Origin of the sequence: Burkholderia sp. M6-3 (assembly GCF_050858985.1) — a bacterium.
Lineage (GTDB): Bacteria > Pseudomonadota > Gammaproteobacteria > Burkholderiales > Burkholderiaceae > Paraburkholderia > Paraburkholderia caledonica.
This window is the reverse complement of sequence record NZ_CP110091.1, coordinates 334,978-350,099: the sequence shown is the minus strand read 5'-3', so window position 1 is coordinate 350,099 and position 15,122 is coordinate 334,978. Positions and strand designations below refer to the sequence as shown.

General features: G+C 62.5%; 13 protein-coding genes. 8 read left to right on the top strand and 5 right to left on the bottom strand.

The window, feature by feature from the left end; genetic code table 11:
* Positions 1 to 107 precede the first annotated feature (107 nt).
* The 4 genes from OH764_RS18875 to OH764_RS18860 all read right to left on the bottom strand — a co-directional run bounded on the left by OH764_RS18875 (position 108) and on the right by OH764_RS18860 (position 5,492).
* Positions 108 to 1,724, bottom strand: a complete 1,617-nt coding sequence (locus tag OH764_RS18875; RefSeq protein ID WP_498850309.1) for an ABC transporter substrate-binding protein — start codon at positions 1,722 to 1,724, stop codon at positions 108 to 110.
* Between the two features lie 71 nt (positions 1,725 to 1,795).
* A complete protein-coding gene (locus OH764_RS18870; RefSeq protein ID WP_498850308.1) occupies positions 1,796 to 3,070 on the bottom strand; it encodes an NAD(P)/FAD-dependent oxidoreductase in 1,275 nt (424 codons plus the stop codon).
* A 27-nt stretch (positions 3,071 to 3,097) separates the two neighbouring features.
* Positions 3,098 to 3,766 carry a haloacid dehalogenase type II gene (locus OH764_RS18865; RefSeq protein ID WP_027780324.1) on the bottom strand — a complete coding sequence of 223 codons (669 nt, stop codon included), beginning with the start codon at positions 3,764 to 3,766 and terminating at the stop codon, positions 3,098 to 3,100.
* 232 nt (positions 3,767 to 3,998) lie between these two features.
* Entirely contained in the window at positions 3,999 to 5,492 is a 1,494-nt protein-coding gene (locus OH764_RS18860; RefSeq protein ID WP_498850307.1) for an aldehyde dehydrogenase family protein, read from the bottom strand.
* A 267-nt stretch (positions 5,493 to 5,759) separates the two neighbouring features.
* Between OH764_RS18860 and OH764_RS18855 the strand changes: the two genes are divergently transcribed.
* From OH764_RS18855 to OH764_RS18840, 4 genes are all read left to right on the top strand, one after another.
* The gene (locus OH764_RS18855; RefSeq protein ID WP_498850306.1) at positions 5,760 to 6,638 is read left to right on the top strand and encodes a GNAT family N-acetyltransferase; all 879 of its coding nucleotides are present in this window, start codon (positions 5,760 to 5,762) and stop codon (positions 6,636 to 6,638) included.
* 6 nt (positions 6,639 to 6,644) lie between these two features.
* Positions 6,645 to 7,571: a 2-hydroxyacid dehydrogenase gene (locus OH764_RS18850; RefSeq protein ID WP_498850305.1), complete on the top strand. Its 927-nt coding sequence runs from the start codon at positions 6,645 to 6,647 to the stop codon at positions 7,569 to 7,571.
* A 185-nt stretch (positions 7,572 to 7,756) separates the two neighbouring features.
* Positions 7,757 to 9,178, top strand: a complete 1,422-nt coding sequence (locus OH764_RS18845) for an aspartate aminotransferase family protein (protein WP_498850304.1) — start codon at positions 7,757 to 7,759, stop codon at positions 9,176 to 9,178.
* Positions 9,179 to 9,231: 53 nt separating this feature from the next.
* A complete protein-coding gene (locus OH764_RS18840) occupies positions 9,232 to 9,729 on the top strand; it encodes an Lrp/AsnC family transcriptional regulator (protein WP_020071324.1) in 498 nt (165 codons plus the stop codon).
* Between the two features lie 6 nt (positions 9,730 to 9,735).
* Here OH764_RS18840 and OH764_RS18835 read toward each other — a convergent pair whose 3' ends face one another.
* Positions 9,736 to 10,659, bottom strand: coding sequence for a LysR substrate-binding domain-containing protein (locus tag OH764_RS18835; protein ID WP_020071325.1), 924 nt, complete (start codon positions 10,657 to 10,659; stop codon positions 9,736 to 9,738).
* Between the two features lie 135 nt (positions 10,660 to 10,794).
* Here OH764_RS18835 and OH764_RS18830 point away from each other — a divergent pair, with 135 nt between their 5' ends.
* The 4 genes from OH764_RS18830 to OH764_RS18815 all read left to right on the top strand — a co-directional run bounded on the left by OH764_RS18830 (position 10,795) and on the right by OH764_RS18815 (position 14,987).
* Positions 10,795 to 11,877 (top strand): tartrate dehydrogenase, encoded by a 1,083-nt coding sequence (locus OH764_RS18830; RefSeq protein WP_027780318.1) that lies wholly within the window; start codon positions 10,795 to 10,797, stop codon positions 11,875 to 11,877.
* Positions 11,878 to 11,910: 33 nt separating this feature from the next.
* Positions 11,911 to 12,900: a M14 family metallopeptidase gene (locus OH764_RS18825; protein ID WP_498850303.1), complete on the top strand. Its 990-nt coding sequence runs from the start codon at positions 11,911 to 11,913 to the stop codon at positions 12,898 to 12,900.
* Between the two features lie 35 nt (positions 12,901 to 12,935).
* Positions 12,936 to 13,280 (top strand): cupin domain-containing protein, encoded by a 345-nt coding sequence (locus tag OH764_RS18820; protein ID WP_498850302.1) that lies wholly within the window; start codon positions 12,936 to 12,938, stop codon positions 13,278 to 13,280.
* 348 nt (positions 13,281 to 13,628) lie between these two features.
* Entirely contained in the window at positions 13,629 to 14,987 is a 1,359-nt protein-coding gene (locus OH764_RS18815) for an MFS transporter (protein WP_498850301.1), read from the top strand.
* Positions 14,988 to 15,122 lie beyond the last annotated feature (135 nt).

Sequence of the window (15,122 nt, the reverse complement as noted above, 5' to 3'; positions counted from 1 at the left end):
GCGCGCCGCGTCGCAACGGCGAGCCGGTGCACTTTGGCGCGGATGGCGCGCATTGCGTATTGCGGGGGAAACGGCGCCCCGGTTCACCGAACCGGAGCGCCTTTACATTACGCCTCTAGCCAGACGTTTTCAGCAAATGCAAAACCCATCAGCCCTGCAAGCGGAATCGAGCCGAGGCCCTTGAGCTTGCTCGTATAGGCATCGAGCGAACTCTGGAACAGCGGAATGCCGATGCCGCCGTTTTCATGCACGAGCACCTGGATATCGCCGTAGATCTGCTTACGCTTGGCTTCGTCCGGTTCACCACGCGCTGCGACCAGCAACTGGTCGAACTTCGCACTCTTCCAGTTCGCCTCGTTCCATGGCGCGTCCGACTTGAAGAACTGCGTGAGCAGCACATCGGCGCTCGGGCGCGCGTTGACGGAACCGTAACCGAGCGGATGCTTCATCCAGTGATTCGACCAGTAGCCGTCCGCCGGCACGCGCGTTACCTGCAGGTTCAAACCCGCTTGCGGCCCGATCTGCTGAAGCAGCATTGCCATTTCGACCGAACCTTCAGCCGCCGGCGAAGCGAAAATCTGGATCGGCGTGCTGCCGACCTTTGCCTTCTGGAAGTGATACTTCGCCTTGTCCAGATCGAATTTGCGTTGCGGCAAACCGGCCAGGTAGTACTTGTTGGTCGGATCGATCGGCTGATCGTTGCCGATCGCGCCGTAGCCCTGAAAGACCGCGCGGCGAATCTGCTCACGATCCTGCAGGTACATCATGCCTCGCCGAAAATCGTCGGTGCCGGTAATGCCGCCTTCGTCGCGAACGATCAGGTCCGTGTACTGGCCGGTTTTTGTTTCCAGCACGGAGAAGCCGCCCGTGCCTTTGATGCGCGGCGCCGAGCGCGGGCTGACCGCGTTGATCAGCTGCACGTCGCCGGAAAGCAGCGCGTTCACGCGTGCCGACTCGTCGCCGATGCCGATCAGTTCGACCTCGTCCAGATGCGGCAGGCCCGGCTTCCAGTATTTCTCGTTCTTCACGCCGACCGTGCGAACGCCCGGCGAGAATTCCTTGACCTTGAACGGACCGGTGCCGACAGCCGTTTTGAAGTCCTTGGTGCCGTCCTTGATGATGAGGAAGTGCGACGTGGCGAGGATCACCGGCAAGTCGGCGTTCGCGCCTTCGAGCGTGATCGTCACTTCGTCCGGACCCGTGGCCTTCACTTCCTTGATCTGATCGGCGAGCGTCTTGGCCTTCGACGCTGTCGCCGGGTCCTTGTGGCGCATGATCGAATAGACGACATCGGCGGGCGCGAGCGACTTGCCGTCGTGAAACTGCACGCCGTTGCGCAGCTTGACGACCCACACGGTCGCGTCTTTCGTATCGAGCGACGTGGCGAGTGCCATCTTCGCGCCGAGATGCGAGTCGAGTTCGGTCAAGCCGTTGTAGAACATGTTGCAACGAACATAGTCGGTGGCGAGCGCCCCTTTCGCGGGATCGAGCGTGTCAGACGCGGACGCCGACTGTGTCGCCACGCGAATCTTGCCGCCCTGCCTGGGCGCCGCCTGCGCGAGTGCAGCGCCGCTTGCGCTAAGCAGCCCGGCGCCCGTCATCGACATCATCCCGGCCGCGGCCATCGCGCGCAGCACATCGCGTCGCGACGCGCCCCGGGCTGTCAATTGCTCCAACCCGTTACCGAGGTTATAAGCGCCGTGTTTCGAGTTTTCCTTATCCATCGAACTTCTCCGCAAGGGTGGGCAGTTGTGATGACTGCGTGGGGCTCAATAACAAACACAACAACAGGACTTCAATAAAAGATGTCTTTGATACGGTAGTACGTCCCCACGAGCGGCAGGAACCAGGGCTTGCCGGTGTGGCCCGGTATTGCGGCCCATTCCGACTCGCCCCACGGGTTGCGGTCTTCGCGGCCGTCCATGACGTCCGCCATCACCTGACCCATGTGTGTGGACATCTGCGTGCCGTGGCCGCTGTAACCCATCGAAAAATAAATGCCGTCGTGTTGCCCGGCGTGCGGGAGACGGTCGGCGCTGATGTCCACCAGACCGCCCCAGCAATAGTCGATGCGCGCACCCGACAGCATCGGAAACATCGCGGCCAGACCTTGTTGCAGGATGCGCCCGCTCTTCGCATCGGACGGACGCTCCGACGCCGTGAAACGCGCCCGGCCGCCGAACAGCAGGCGCGAGTCGGGTGTCACGCGGAAGTAGTTATGCATCAGGCGCGTGGTCGTATAAGCGCGCCGGTTCGGCAGCACCTTCGCCAACAGTTCCGGCGGCAAAGGCTCGGTGACCACGATGAACGACCCGACCGGAGCAAGACGCCGCCGATACCAGCCGAACGGTCCATGGCGCGACGGGCCGGTTGCGATCAACACCTGCTTCGCACGCACTTCGCCGCGCGTGGTGACGACGCGATGCGCGCCGCCGTCTTTCACGATCGACGTGACCGCCGCGTTTTCATACAGCTTCGCACCGCGACGAACCGCGGCCTCGGCGAGCCCGACCGTGAACTTGCCCATATGCATCTGACCGCCGTGACGCTGCAGTAATCCGCCATGAAAACTGTCGGACTGAACCTCGCTGCGAATACGTTCTCCGTCGATCAGTTCAATGTCGGTGTCTACCGTGCGGCGAATCAGCTCGGCGGTCTTCCCCAGATGCGCGAGATGATGCGGCTTCGACGCAAGCTTCAGCTTGCCGGTCGCCATGTAGTCGCAGTCGATCTGCTCTTCGCGGATCAGACGCTCGACCGTATCGACGGCATCCGCAAACGCGCGGTAACACGCGCTGGCGCGCTCGATACCGAGTTGCGCGGCGAGCGCGACGAAGTCTTGCGCGACGCCCGTATTCACCTGCCCGCCGTTGCGGCCGGATGCACCGCCGCCGACGCGCCCAGCGTCCACCACCGTTACCGACGCGCCGCGCTTACCCAACGCCAGCGCCGCCGACAAGCCGGTGAAACCCGCGCCGATCACCACCACGTCGGCGAGGCCGTCGACCGGGCCTTCACACGCCGTGACGAACGGCGGCGCGGTGTCGAGCCAATAGGATTCGAGCTTCATCCGGTGTGTCCTTTGTTCGGCAGATGCTTACAGGCCGAGTTCGGCGGCCAGCCCCGGAATGCCGTCGACTTCGTAGTACTGGTAATACGGCGTCGACGGTTCATGACCGCGGTTGATGAAGGCCTTATGCTTGACGCCCATGTCGTGCACGGTCATGAGGTCGTAGCGCAGGCTCGACGACACGTGCAACACGTCTTCCGGATTGCAGTTCAGCTTGTCGAACATGTACTCGAAGCCCTGCATGCGCGGCTTGTACGATTGCGCCTGCTCTGCCGTGAACACTGCATGGAACGGCGCGCCGAGCTTGTCGACGTTGCTCTGGATCTGGTCATTCGACGCGTTCGACAGAATCACGAGCTTGTACTTCTTTGCAAGGCGCGAAAGACCCTCGGGCACGTCCGGATGCGGACCCCACGTCGGCACTGCTTCATAGATCTTCTGCGCACCGGCTTCATTGAATTCGACATTCATGCGCGCGCACGCACGGCGCAGCGCATTCACCACGACATCGCGATACGGCTTCCATGCGCCCAGCACTTCGTCGCGGCGATAGCCGGCGTAGAACGCGACCAGCTTTTCGAGGTCGTCGGCCTTCAGAATGTGGCCGTACAGTTCGCGCGTCATGTCGGCCATGCGGAATTTGGTCAGCGTGCCGTAGCAGTCGAAGGTAATGTATTTCGGTTCGAATTCGATCATGGTGCAGTCCTATCGTGATAGTGAACTCGCGTCGAGCTCATTGGCGAAAACAGGGAAAGCTCATTCCTGTAAAAGATTTAATCAGCGCAAAAACATAGATGTTCCTGATTCGCGCGCTGCTTGTGACACAAACCATTCGTTTTGAGGCCGTTGCGCAGCACAGTCTGCGGTTACCGGCTGGAAGCCTTGCCAGGCTTGGCTCGCGTGGGCCGAACGTGCACGCGGGCGCCCGTCATTGCCGCAGATCGATCAGCACGCTCTTGAAGCGCAGGTTGGCCTCGTAAGCCTGGCGTCCCAGATCCTTGCCGATGCCCGAACGCTTGTAGCCGCCCGTCGGGATCATGAAGTCGGACGTGCGGCCATACCGGTTGACCCACACGGTGCCCGCTTCGAGTCCGCGCACGAAACGCAGCGCCCGGCCGAGGTCGGCGGTATGCACGCCGGCCGCGAGCCCGTATTCGGGATGCTGTGCGAGCGCGAGCGCTTCTTCTTCGGTGTCGAAGGTTTGCAGCGTGAGGACCGGGCCGAATACTTCTTCGCGCACGGCATCGGAGCTGGCGGTGACATCGGTCAGCAAGGTCGGCGTGTAGAACGCGCCTGAAGATCCGCCGCCTGCCTGGGCACGCGCGCCGCCGTAACGCAGCGTTGCGCCCGCGTCGATCGTGCGGCCCACGATGCTTTCAATGCGAGCCGCCTGCGGCTCGGAGATGATCGGCGAGAGCGTCGTGCCCGCCGCCCAGGTCGCACCCGGTTTCAATTCGGCGAAGATCCTGCCGATACGCTCGGCAAGCGGTTCAGCGAGGCTGCGCTCGACGAGCAGCCGCGAACCAGCCACGCACACCTGCCCCGCGTTGCCGGTAATCGCTCCTGCGATACGGCGCGCCACGTCGTCAAGACGCGGCGCATCGGCGAATACGATTTGCGGACTCTTGCCGCCCAGTTCGAGGGTGACGGGCTTGGTGCCGCTCATCGCGCACGCCGACATGATCGACGCACCGGTGCGAGTCGAGCCGGTGAACGTGACCTTGCTGATCTTCGGATGACGCACCAGTTCGTCGCCAGTCGTGCGTCCGTCGCCCTGCACCACATTGAACATGCCCGCCGGCACGCCCGCCTGCACGGCCAGCTCGGCGAGGCGCAGCACGGAGAACGGTGTCATCTCCGATGGTTTCAACACGACGGCATTACCCGCGGCAAGCGCTGGTGCGATCTTCCACGAAGCCATTACGAGCGGGAAATTCCACGGCGCGATTGCGCCGATCACGCCGTATGGCTCGGCGATCGTCATGCCGAGATGGTCGTGGTCGGTAGCCGCGACATCGCCGCCAAGCTTGTCGGCGAACTCCGCGTAGAAGCGGATGCCTTCCGCGGTGAAGGGCACGTCCCACGACACAGCTTGCGCGACCGGACGGGTCGAGCCGAGCGCTTCAAGGCGGCCGAGCGCGGGCGCGTCGGCTTCGACCAGATCGGCAAAACGGCGCATGATCTTCGCGCGCTCACGTGGCGCCATGCGCGCCCAGCCGCTGGTGCGAAACGCCTGCCACGCGTTCTGCACCGCGCGGTCCACCATGTCGGCATCGGCCACCGGCACGCTCGCGTAGACCACGCCGTCCGACGGCCGCGCTACGTCCATGCGGCGCGCGCCGTGCTGCCCGCCTTCCACGTACTCGCCGCCGATGAAATGGCCGCTGCGAATCTCGACATCGTCCGGATTGAAGCTGTCCATGAGAAAGTGTCCTGTGTGGTGACTGGATAAAGACGCATGCGATGTGTTGGTAGCAGGTCATCGCAATGACAAAATCGTAGAGCCGCGTGCCCGGCATATGTCGCCGACAAAATTCGCCGCGCAGCAGAACCCGCCTGTAATGCATGTCCAGACCTGGTGTTTTGCATCGAATTGCAATGTGGCCCTCTGGAGCGCGTTACATAGAAAGATCGTCCTAGTCACACCGCGCCCCGGATGACAAAGTGACGCGTAAGCCTTTAGCCATTCATGGAGTGCGGCGTGCCCGATTCGATTACCTATAGACGCTTTACCCTCGACGACATAGACGCCGCTCATGCGTTGACGGTCGAACTCAAATGGCCGCATCGCGCGGATGACTGGAGATTCGTCGTGCAGCTCGGCGTGGGTTTCGTCGCGGAAGACGCGAGCGGCGTAATCGGCACGGCGCTTTGCTGGAAGTACGGTGCGGACCGTGCGTCGCTCGGCATGGTGATCGTGTCGCCGGCGCGGCAAGGACGCGGCATCGGCAGAAAGCTGATGGAGCTTCTGCTCGAAGAACTCGGCGGCCGGATCACGTTCCTGCACGCAACCCCCGCCGGTCAGCCGCTTTACGAAAAGCTCGGCTTCCGCGCGGCCGGCACGCTCGACCAGCATCAGGGCGCGGCATTTCAGCCGCCGCTCGTGTCGTTGCCGCCCGGCGAGCGTCTGCGTCCGTTAGGTTCAAGCGACACCGCGCGGCTCGTGGAACTGGCTTCGCAGGCAAGCGGCCTCGATCGCAGCGAGGTCCTGCCCGCGCTGCTCGAGAACGCCGACGGCATTGCGCTCGACCGCGACGGCGAACTCGTCGGCTTCGCGCTCTTTCGCCGCTTCGGACGCGGCTTTGCGATCGGCCCGGTGGTCGCGCCTCTTTCCGGCGATGCGAGCCGCGCGAAGGCGCTCATCAGCCACTGGCTCGCGCTCAATGAAGGCGTATTCGTGCGCGTCGATACTCCAGGCGATAGCGGTCTGACCGAATGGCTGGAGCAGCTCGGCCTGCCGCGCGTGGACACCGTCGTCAGAATGGTGCGCAACGCGGCGCCGGAGAGCGTGGCGGCCAAGGCGACAGGTTGCGTGCAATACGGCATCATCAATCAGGCGATTTTCTGACCCGTCATGGCCTTCCTCTATAAAGCAGACCCGGCGCGCGGGGCGCAATGGGCGAAACTCTTCGCCGAGAAGGCGCCCGACCTACCGTTTCATATCTGGCCCGATCACGGCGATCCCGCCGCGATTCGCTATCTCGCCGCCTGGCAACCGCCTGCCAATCCCACGCTCACGTTTCCCAATCTGGAGGTCGTGTTTTCGGTGGGCGCGGGCATCGATCAATTCGATCTGTCGGGCGTGCCGGCACATGTGCCGGTGGTGCGGATGATCGAACCAGGGATCGTGGAAGGAATGGTCGAATACGTCACACAGGCCGCGCTGACGATTCATCGCGATCTGTTCGACTACGGTCTTCAGCAACAACAGCAAGTGTGGCGCGAACTGCCGCTGAAGCCGGCTGCGCAACGGCGCATCGGCGTGCTCGGACTCGGCGTGCTCGGCACCGGGGTTCTGGAACGGCTGCGCCTTTTTGGCTTCGCGTGCGCAGGCTGGAGCCGCTCGCCGCGTGAAATAGAAGGCGTCGAATGCTATGCGGGCGAAGGCTCGCTCGACGCGTTTCTCGCCCGCACCGACATACTCGTTTGCCTGTTGCCGCTCACGTCCGCCACGCGCGGCCTGCTCGACGCGAGCCTGTTTGCCAGGCTGCCGCGCGGCGCATCGCTGATTCAAACCGGGCGCGGCCCGCAACTGAATCAGCCTGATTTGCTCGCAGCACTCGACAGCGGTCAACTGCTCAACGCCATTCTCGACGTGACGGATCCCGAGCCTTTGCCGGCCGGCCATCCGTTGTGGACGCATCCACGCGTACGCATCACGCCGCATATCGCCAGCGCCACGCGGCCCGATACCGCCGTCGACGTGGTGCTCGACAACTTGCGCCGTCATCGCGAAGGTCTGCCGATGCTCGGTCAGATCGACCGTACGCGCGGCTACTAAGCGGCACACATGTCACTGGACATGTGCCCGGCAGCACTTTTCAACGTCCGCAGCACAAAATGCTAAGGGCATGCATCAAAACGCGTCGCGCGCGCTTTTCAGGCAATTGTTTAGGCAAGCGGGCGATCGCCCTGGATCAGTAGTATGGAACCGTCAACAGCCCTTTCCCGCGACGAGAACCCATCATGCCGATTCAATCGCTCATTGAAGCCGACCGCCAGCATCTGATTCACCCTGTCATCAACTATCGTGCGCACGAAGCTCGCGGCGTCACGGTTCTCGAATCCGCCAGCGGCGCGTTTCTGCGCGACGCGGCCGGCAATGAACTGCTCGACGCCTTCTCCGGCTTGTGGTGCGTGAACGTGGGCTACGGCCAGCAGAGCATTGTCGAAGCCGCCACCGCGCAAATGAAAAAGCTGCCCTACGCGACCAGCTATTTTCATTTTGGCTCTGAGCCTGCGATCGAACTCGCACAGAAACTGGCGAGCGTGGCACCGGCGTCGCTGCAACATGTGTACTTCACACTCGGCGGCTCGGACGCGGTCGACTCGGCAATCCGCTTCATCACGCATTACTTCAACGCGACGGGCCGCCCGTCGAAGAAGCACATCATCGCGTTGCAACGCGGCTATCACGGGTCGTCCAGCATGGGCGCGGGGCTCACTGCATTGCCCGCGTTCCACCGCAATTTCGATCTGCCGCTGCCGAACCAGCATCACCTGCCGTCACCGTATGCATACCGCAGCAATTTCGCCGACGACGCCGCGCTAATCGCCGCGTCGGTCGCCGCGCTCGAAGCGAAGGTCGCGGAACTCGGCGCGGACAATGTCGCCGCGTTCTTCTGCGAGCCGATTCAAGGCTCGGGCGGCGTGATCGTGCCGCCAGTCGGCTGGCTGAAGGCAATGCGCGAAAGCTGCCGCAAGTTGGGCATTCTGTTCCTGGCCGATGAAGTGATCACGGGCTTCGGCCGCACGGGTCCGCTCTTCGCATGCCAGGGCGAGAGCGTGGAGCCGGACCTGATGACCGTCGCGAAGGGTTTGACCGCCGGTTACGCGCCGATGGGTGCCGTGCTGATGTCTGACGAAATCTATCAAGGCATTGCCGGTGGCGACGCCGAAGCGATTGTCGGCCACGGTCACACGTATTCCGCGCATCCGGTCAGCGCGGCAATCGGTCTCGAAGTGCTGCGGCTTTATCACGAAGGCGGGCTGCTTGCGAATGGCGCAGCGCGTGCACCGCGTTTTGCGCGCGGTCTCGACGCGTTGCTCGAGCATCCTCTGGTGGGCGACTCGCGTCACCGCGGCTTGCTCGGCGCGCTTGAACTCGTCAGCAACAAGGACAGCAAGGCGCAATTCGACCCGGCACTCAAGCTGTCGGAGCGCATTGCCGCTGCGGCGTATGAAAACCGCCTGATTTTCCGCGCATTCGGCGACAACATTCTAGGCTTTGCACCGGCACTCTCGTACACCGAATCGGACTTCGACATGATGTTCGAGCGGCTCGAAAAAACACTGGACGACGTGCTCGCGCAACCCGACGTTCGGGCCGCGCTAAGCGGCAAAAACGCGGCTAAGAACCAGGTCAAAAGTACTGCCGCTGCATGCTAGAGTAGAGGGCGCCTTAAGCCCCTTACCCCAACCGCCGGAGCTACAACGTTACGATGAGCAGCGATTGCAAGCTGGACCGTATTGACCTGCGCATACTTTCGCAGTTGCAGAAGAAAGGCCGCATAACCAACGTCGAGCTTGCCGATGCGGTTGGCCTTTCGCCCAGCCCCTGCCTGATTCGCGTCAAGCGCCTGGAGAAAGCCGGCTACATCATCGGCTATGGTGCGCAAATCCAGCTCGAAAAACTGGGCGACGTGCAGATCGTTTTCACCGAAGTCACGCTCGCCGATCACCGGCGCGAAGACTTCACCAAGTTCGTGAATGCGATTCGCGACGTGGATGAGATCGTCGAGTGCCATCTCGCAAGCGGCGGCTACGATTACCTGCTCAAGTTCGTCACCCGCAGCGTGAGCCATTACCAAAGCATTATTGAAGGCTTACTGGAACGCGACATCGGCATTGAGAAGTACTTCAGCTACGTGATCATCAAGTCGCCGTTCGTGAAGAGCCACTATCCGCTCGAAACGTTGTTCTCGCAGAATCATCACTAGGCATTATCAGGCGCTGTGTTCCGGCGGGCTCCACTGGGCGAACTCCTCGCTGAGGAAGTCCACGCAGACCCGCACTTTCGCCGACTGCGCGAGCCGCGCCGGATACACCGCCCACAAGTTTGCCGGCTGCGTCACCTCCGGCAACACCTGCTGCAACTGCCCGCTTTCCAGCAGCGGCCGCACGTCCCACATCGAACGCAGCACGATGCCGCGTCCGGCCAGCGCCCATTGCACTGCCACCTCGCCATGATTGGTCGACAACGGTCCCGTAACCTTGATCGACGCCGCCTCGCCGCGCACGGTCAAGCGCCACAATCCGAACGGATGATCGCGCTCCTTGATCGCGAGACACGCATGCGACGACAGATCGGCTAGCTGACGCGGCGCGCCATGCCGCGCGAGGTAATCGGGCGACGCGCATAGCACGCGATGATTGGACGCGAGCCGCCGCGCGATCAGATGCGGCGCGATGTCGTCGCCAATACGAATGTCCAGATCGAAGCCCTCGCCGGCCACATCGACGAGCCGGTCGAACAGGTCGAGGCGCACGCTCAACTGCGGATAACGTTCGGAAAACCCCGCAAGCGCGGGTGCAACGAAGCGCCGGCCGAAACCGAAGCTGCTGGATATACGCAGCTTGCCGCCGGGAATACGGCGCGTGGTCGACACGTCTTCCACCAGCTGATCGACGTCGTCGAGAATCTTCTCGGCCCACGTATAGACCCGCTCGCCGGCTTCCGTGATCGCCACGCGCCGCGTGGACCGGTGCAACAAACGCGTGCCGAGCGTAGTCTCCAGCACATTGATCCGCTTGCTGACATAAGCTGCGGACACGGACAACGCCTCCGCCGCCGCGCTGAAACTGGCTTTGCGCGCGACTTCGCAAAACACGCGCAAATCGCCGAGATCGGGTGACGGGGCGGCGTTCATAGGTCGCTCACTGGCGTGGAGGTTTGTACACGAATCGTGCACAGTGGCTTAACTAAAGCGATCATTTTAGAGCCAAACTGCAAGAATAGAATAACCGTTATCGAATCAGTACTAGCCCTAATGGAGGAGCACAACATGTCGAAAAAATATCGGATCGCTGTCATTCCCGGCGACGGCATCGGCGTCGAAGTCATGCCCGAAGCGCTTCGCGTGCTCGACACGGTGAAAGCGCGCTTTGGCATCGAACTCGAGTATCAGCACATCGAATGGGCGAGCTGCGACTACTACGCGAAGCACGGCCAGATGATGCCCGACGACTGGAAGGCGCAACTGCAATCGGCGGACGCGATTCTGTTCGGCGCGGTAGGTTGGCCCGACACGGTGCCCGACCATATTTCACTGTGGGGCTCGCTGCTCAAGTTTCGCCGCGAATTCGACCAGTACATCAACCTGCGCCCGGCGCGTCTTTTCGCCGGCGTGCCGTCGCCGCTCGCGGGGCGCAAGGCCGGCGACATCGACTTCTGGATCGTGCGTGAAAACACCGAAGGCGAGTATTCGTCGGTAGGCGGCGTGATGTTCGAAGGCACGGAGCGCGAGTTCGTACTGCAGGAATCGGTATTCACGCGGCACGGCAGCGAACGCGTGCTGAAGTTCGCGTTCGATCTTGCGCAACGTCGCGAGCGCAAGAAGATCACCGTTGCAACCAAGAGCAACGGTATCGCGATCAGCATGCCGTGGTGGGACAAATGCGCAGCCGGCATTGCGGCGCAGTACCCGGACGTCACGTGGGACAAGCAGCACATCGACATTCTCTGCGCGCGCTTCGTGTTGAACCCGGATCGCTTCGACGTGGTGGTGGCCACCAACCTGTTCGGCGACATCCTGTCCGATCTCGGTCCCGCGTGCACGGGCACCATCGGGCTCGCGCCGTCGGGCAATCTGAACCCGGACCGCAAGTTTCCTTCGCTATTCGAGCCGGTGCATGGCTCGGCGCCGGACATCGCCGGGAAGAACATCGCCAATCCGATCGCGATGATCTGGTCCGCGGCGATGATGCTGGACTTCCTCGGCAATCACGAGGGCAAGGAGCGTGAGGCACACGACGCGATTCTGGCCGCGATCGAAGCGACACTCGTTGAAGGCCCGCATACCGGCGACCTTGGCGGAAAGGCGAACACCACCGAAGTCGGTCAGGCCATTGCCGCGAAACTCGGCTGAAGCTCACTAATCTTTTTGCCAGGACACTCTCGCATGAGCATGGACACCTACCCCATCGAGGTCGAGTTCCCCGACATCTCGGCACACGAACAATCGCCGTCGGGCATTGCCTACGTTCATACGTTCGACTCCGGCGTGCCCGGCCCGCACGTCATGATCAACGCGCTCACGCACGGCAACGAAGTGTGCGGTGCGATTGTCGTGGACGACCTGCTGCGACGCGCGTTGCGCCCGCGCCGGGGGCGCCTCACGCTCGCGTTCGCGAATGTCGCGGCTTACCTGAGCTTCGATCCCGCGAAGCCGGACGCCGCCCGGTTCGTCGATCAGGACTTCAACCGCGTCTGGACCGCCGCCCTGCTCGACGATGTGTCGCGAACCTCCAGCGAACTAACGCGCGCGCGGGCGATGCGGCCGGTCATCGACAGCGTCGACCTGTTGCTCGACCTGCACTCGATGCACGAGAAGAGCAAGCCGCTGATCGTGGCCGGGCCGCTGCAAAAAGGCATCGATCTCGCCACGCGGCTCGGCACACCGGCCACCGTGATTTGCGACGAAGGCCATCCAGAAGGCCGCCGCATGCGCGACTATGAAGGCTTTGGCGACGCAGCCAGCCCGAAGAACGCGTTGCTGATCGAATGCGGGCAGCACTGGGAACAGACTGCAGTGGCAGTGGCACGCGACACGACTGCGCGTTTCCTGCTGCTCGCCGGTGTGGTCGACCAGAGCGATCTGCCGCCTGACTGGCTCGCGCCGTTGCCGCCTGTGCAGCACATCGTGCGCGTAACGGAACCGGTCGTCGCAACGAGCATGGACTTTCGTTTCGCCGGGCCGTACACCGGGCTCGAAATCTTTCCTGAAGCCGGCGCTGTCATCGGCTGGTCCAACGGCGAAGCCGTCACCACGCCTTACGACAACTGCATGCTCGTCATGCCTTCGCTGCGCCAGCTGCGCCCCGGCGTGACGGTCGTGCGCCTCGGCAAGATCGAACAAACCATTGCCAACACTTCAACCAGCGGCCAGTAAGCGGACGCGTGCATTTATATAAGGCGGCTAAAGCCATGAAGGTTCAACAAATCAAACAAAGCGTGAATCTGCAGAATCTGGAGGACTGGGGCACGGCTGGACTGCCCGGCACCACGCCGATCCGCGTCTCGGGCGTGCAGCGGGTGATCAAAGGAACGGAAGCCATCGACACGGGCATCTTCGAATGCTCGGCCGGCACTTACCGCCGCTCGGTCAAGCAGGCTGAAGTGATGCACATCATCGCCGGGCACGGGCGCTTTACGCCCGACAACGAGGAGACGGTCCACTTTGCGAGCGGCGACACGCTGTTTTTCGAAGCCAATACCGAAGGTCTCTGGGAAGTGGACGAGACTATGCGCAAGGTCTATGTGATCCTCTGATCGACTCTTCCAGTTGCTACCCGGCGCGCTCAGCCGCGCCGCGGCCTCCGCGCTATTCTCCGCTTCGTCACCGCCCTTTCCTTTCGACGCGCCTCGCCACAGTGTCGGGTAATCCCGCGTTGACCTGCCGTTATCAAATTACTTACAGTGGCGCTTGTTCGCTGAAAGAATCGTAGTTCTATATACGAACAAATAAATTCATAGCGACGGCAACCCTGTCCGCATACCATGCATGGATGAAGCCGACAGAGTCGCAGGCGCAGGCATTGCGCGCCGCCCAACGGCGCGCGATCGGAAAGTAAGACGAGGCTCGCTGCGACGAGCCTTTTTGCAGTCAGGAGACGCATCATGAATCGCAGCAACGCTGTGAACGTTCAGACCTTCCTCAACGAACATCCATTTTCACCGTTCCAGTGGCTGGTCTTTTTCATGTGTTTCGTCATCGTCCTGCTGGACGGTTTCGACACAGCCGCCATCGGTTTCATTGCGCCGTCGCTACTCGCGGAATGGGGCATTGCGAAACCGGCCCTCGCACCCGTACTAAGCGCGGCGTTGTTCGGCCTTGCATGCGGCGCACTGGTGTCGGGGCCGTTGTCCGACCGGCTCGGACGGCGGGGAATGCTGCTGGGTTCGGTGCTGCTGTTCGGCGCCGCCTGCCTCGGCTCGGCATTTTCGACGAGCATCGAATATCTGACGGTGCTGCGCTTCATCACCGGCGTCGGCCTCGGTGCGGCCATGCCGAACGCCGTCACGATGATGGGCGAGTACTGCCCGGACAGCCGCCGCGCGACCGTGATCAATCTGATGTTTTGTGGCTTCCCGCTCGGCGCGGCATTCGGCGGCTTCCTCGCCGCGTGGATGATCCCGCATTTCGGCTGGCGCAGTGTGCTGGTGCTCGGCGGTATCGCCCCGCTTCTGTTGCTGGTCCTGCTGGTGATCAAGATGCCGGAGTCGGTTCGCTACATGGTCGCCAACAATCAGCCGGTTGCGCGAATTCGCGCCGCTCTGTCGCGCATTTCGAGCGAAGCCGCGCAGGCGGACTCGTTCATGATGACGGAAACCGCGCCGCAAACCGGCGGCAAGGGCGCGGGTGTAGTGCTGTCGCGCGCGTACATCGTCGGCTCGCTGATGCTGTGGATCACGTACTTCATGGGCCTCGTAATCTTCTACGCATCGATCAACTGGATGCCGATTCTGCTGAAGGACGCCGGCCTCACGCCGCAACGCGCGACGCTGATTTCCGCGCTGTTCCCGCTCGGCGGCGTAGGCGCGGTAGTGTGCGGCGTGCTGATGGATCGCTTCAACGCGAACCGCATCATCGCGGCTTGCTATGCGTTGACCGCCGTGAGCGTGTATTTCATCGGCCAGGCGGTGGGTAATGTCGGCGCGCTCGTGTTCATCGTGTTCGTTGCAGGGGTGCTGATGAATACCGCGCAATCGTCGATGCCCGCACTCGCTGCCGCTTTTTACCCAACGCAAGGCCGCGGCACGGGCGTCGCGTGGATGCTGGGTATTGGACGCTTCGGCGGCATTGCTGGTTCGTTCATCGTGGCGGAACTCACACGCCGTCACTTCACGTTCGCCGGCATCTTCGCAACGATCGCCGTGGCCGGCGTCATCGCCTGCATCGCGCTGCTGATCAAGCAGGCGGCGAGGCCGCATGTGGCGAATGCATCGGTGGCTAAAGCGGAGTCGTTCGGACACTGAGCGCCTTGCACGGAAGTGCGTTGCTGATCCAGACAAGCCGCCTTTCGAGGCGGCTTTTTCTTTTGAAGCTGCAACCTGCGTTGCCGGGTGCGGGGCTTGCTGCAAGTGATGCTGACCATCTTATGGAGCACACGA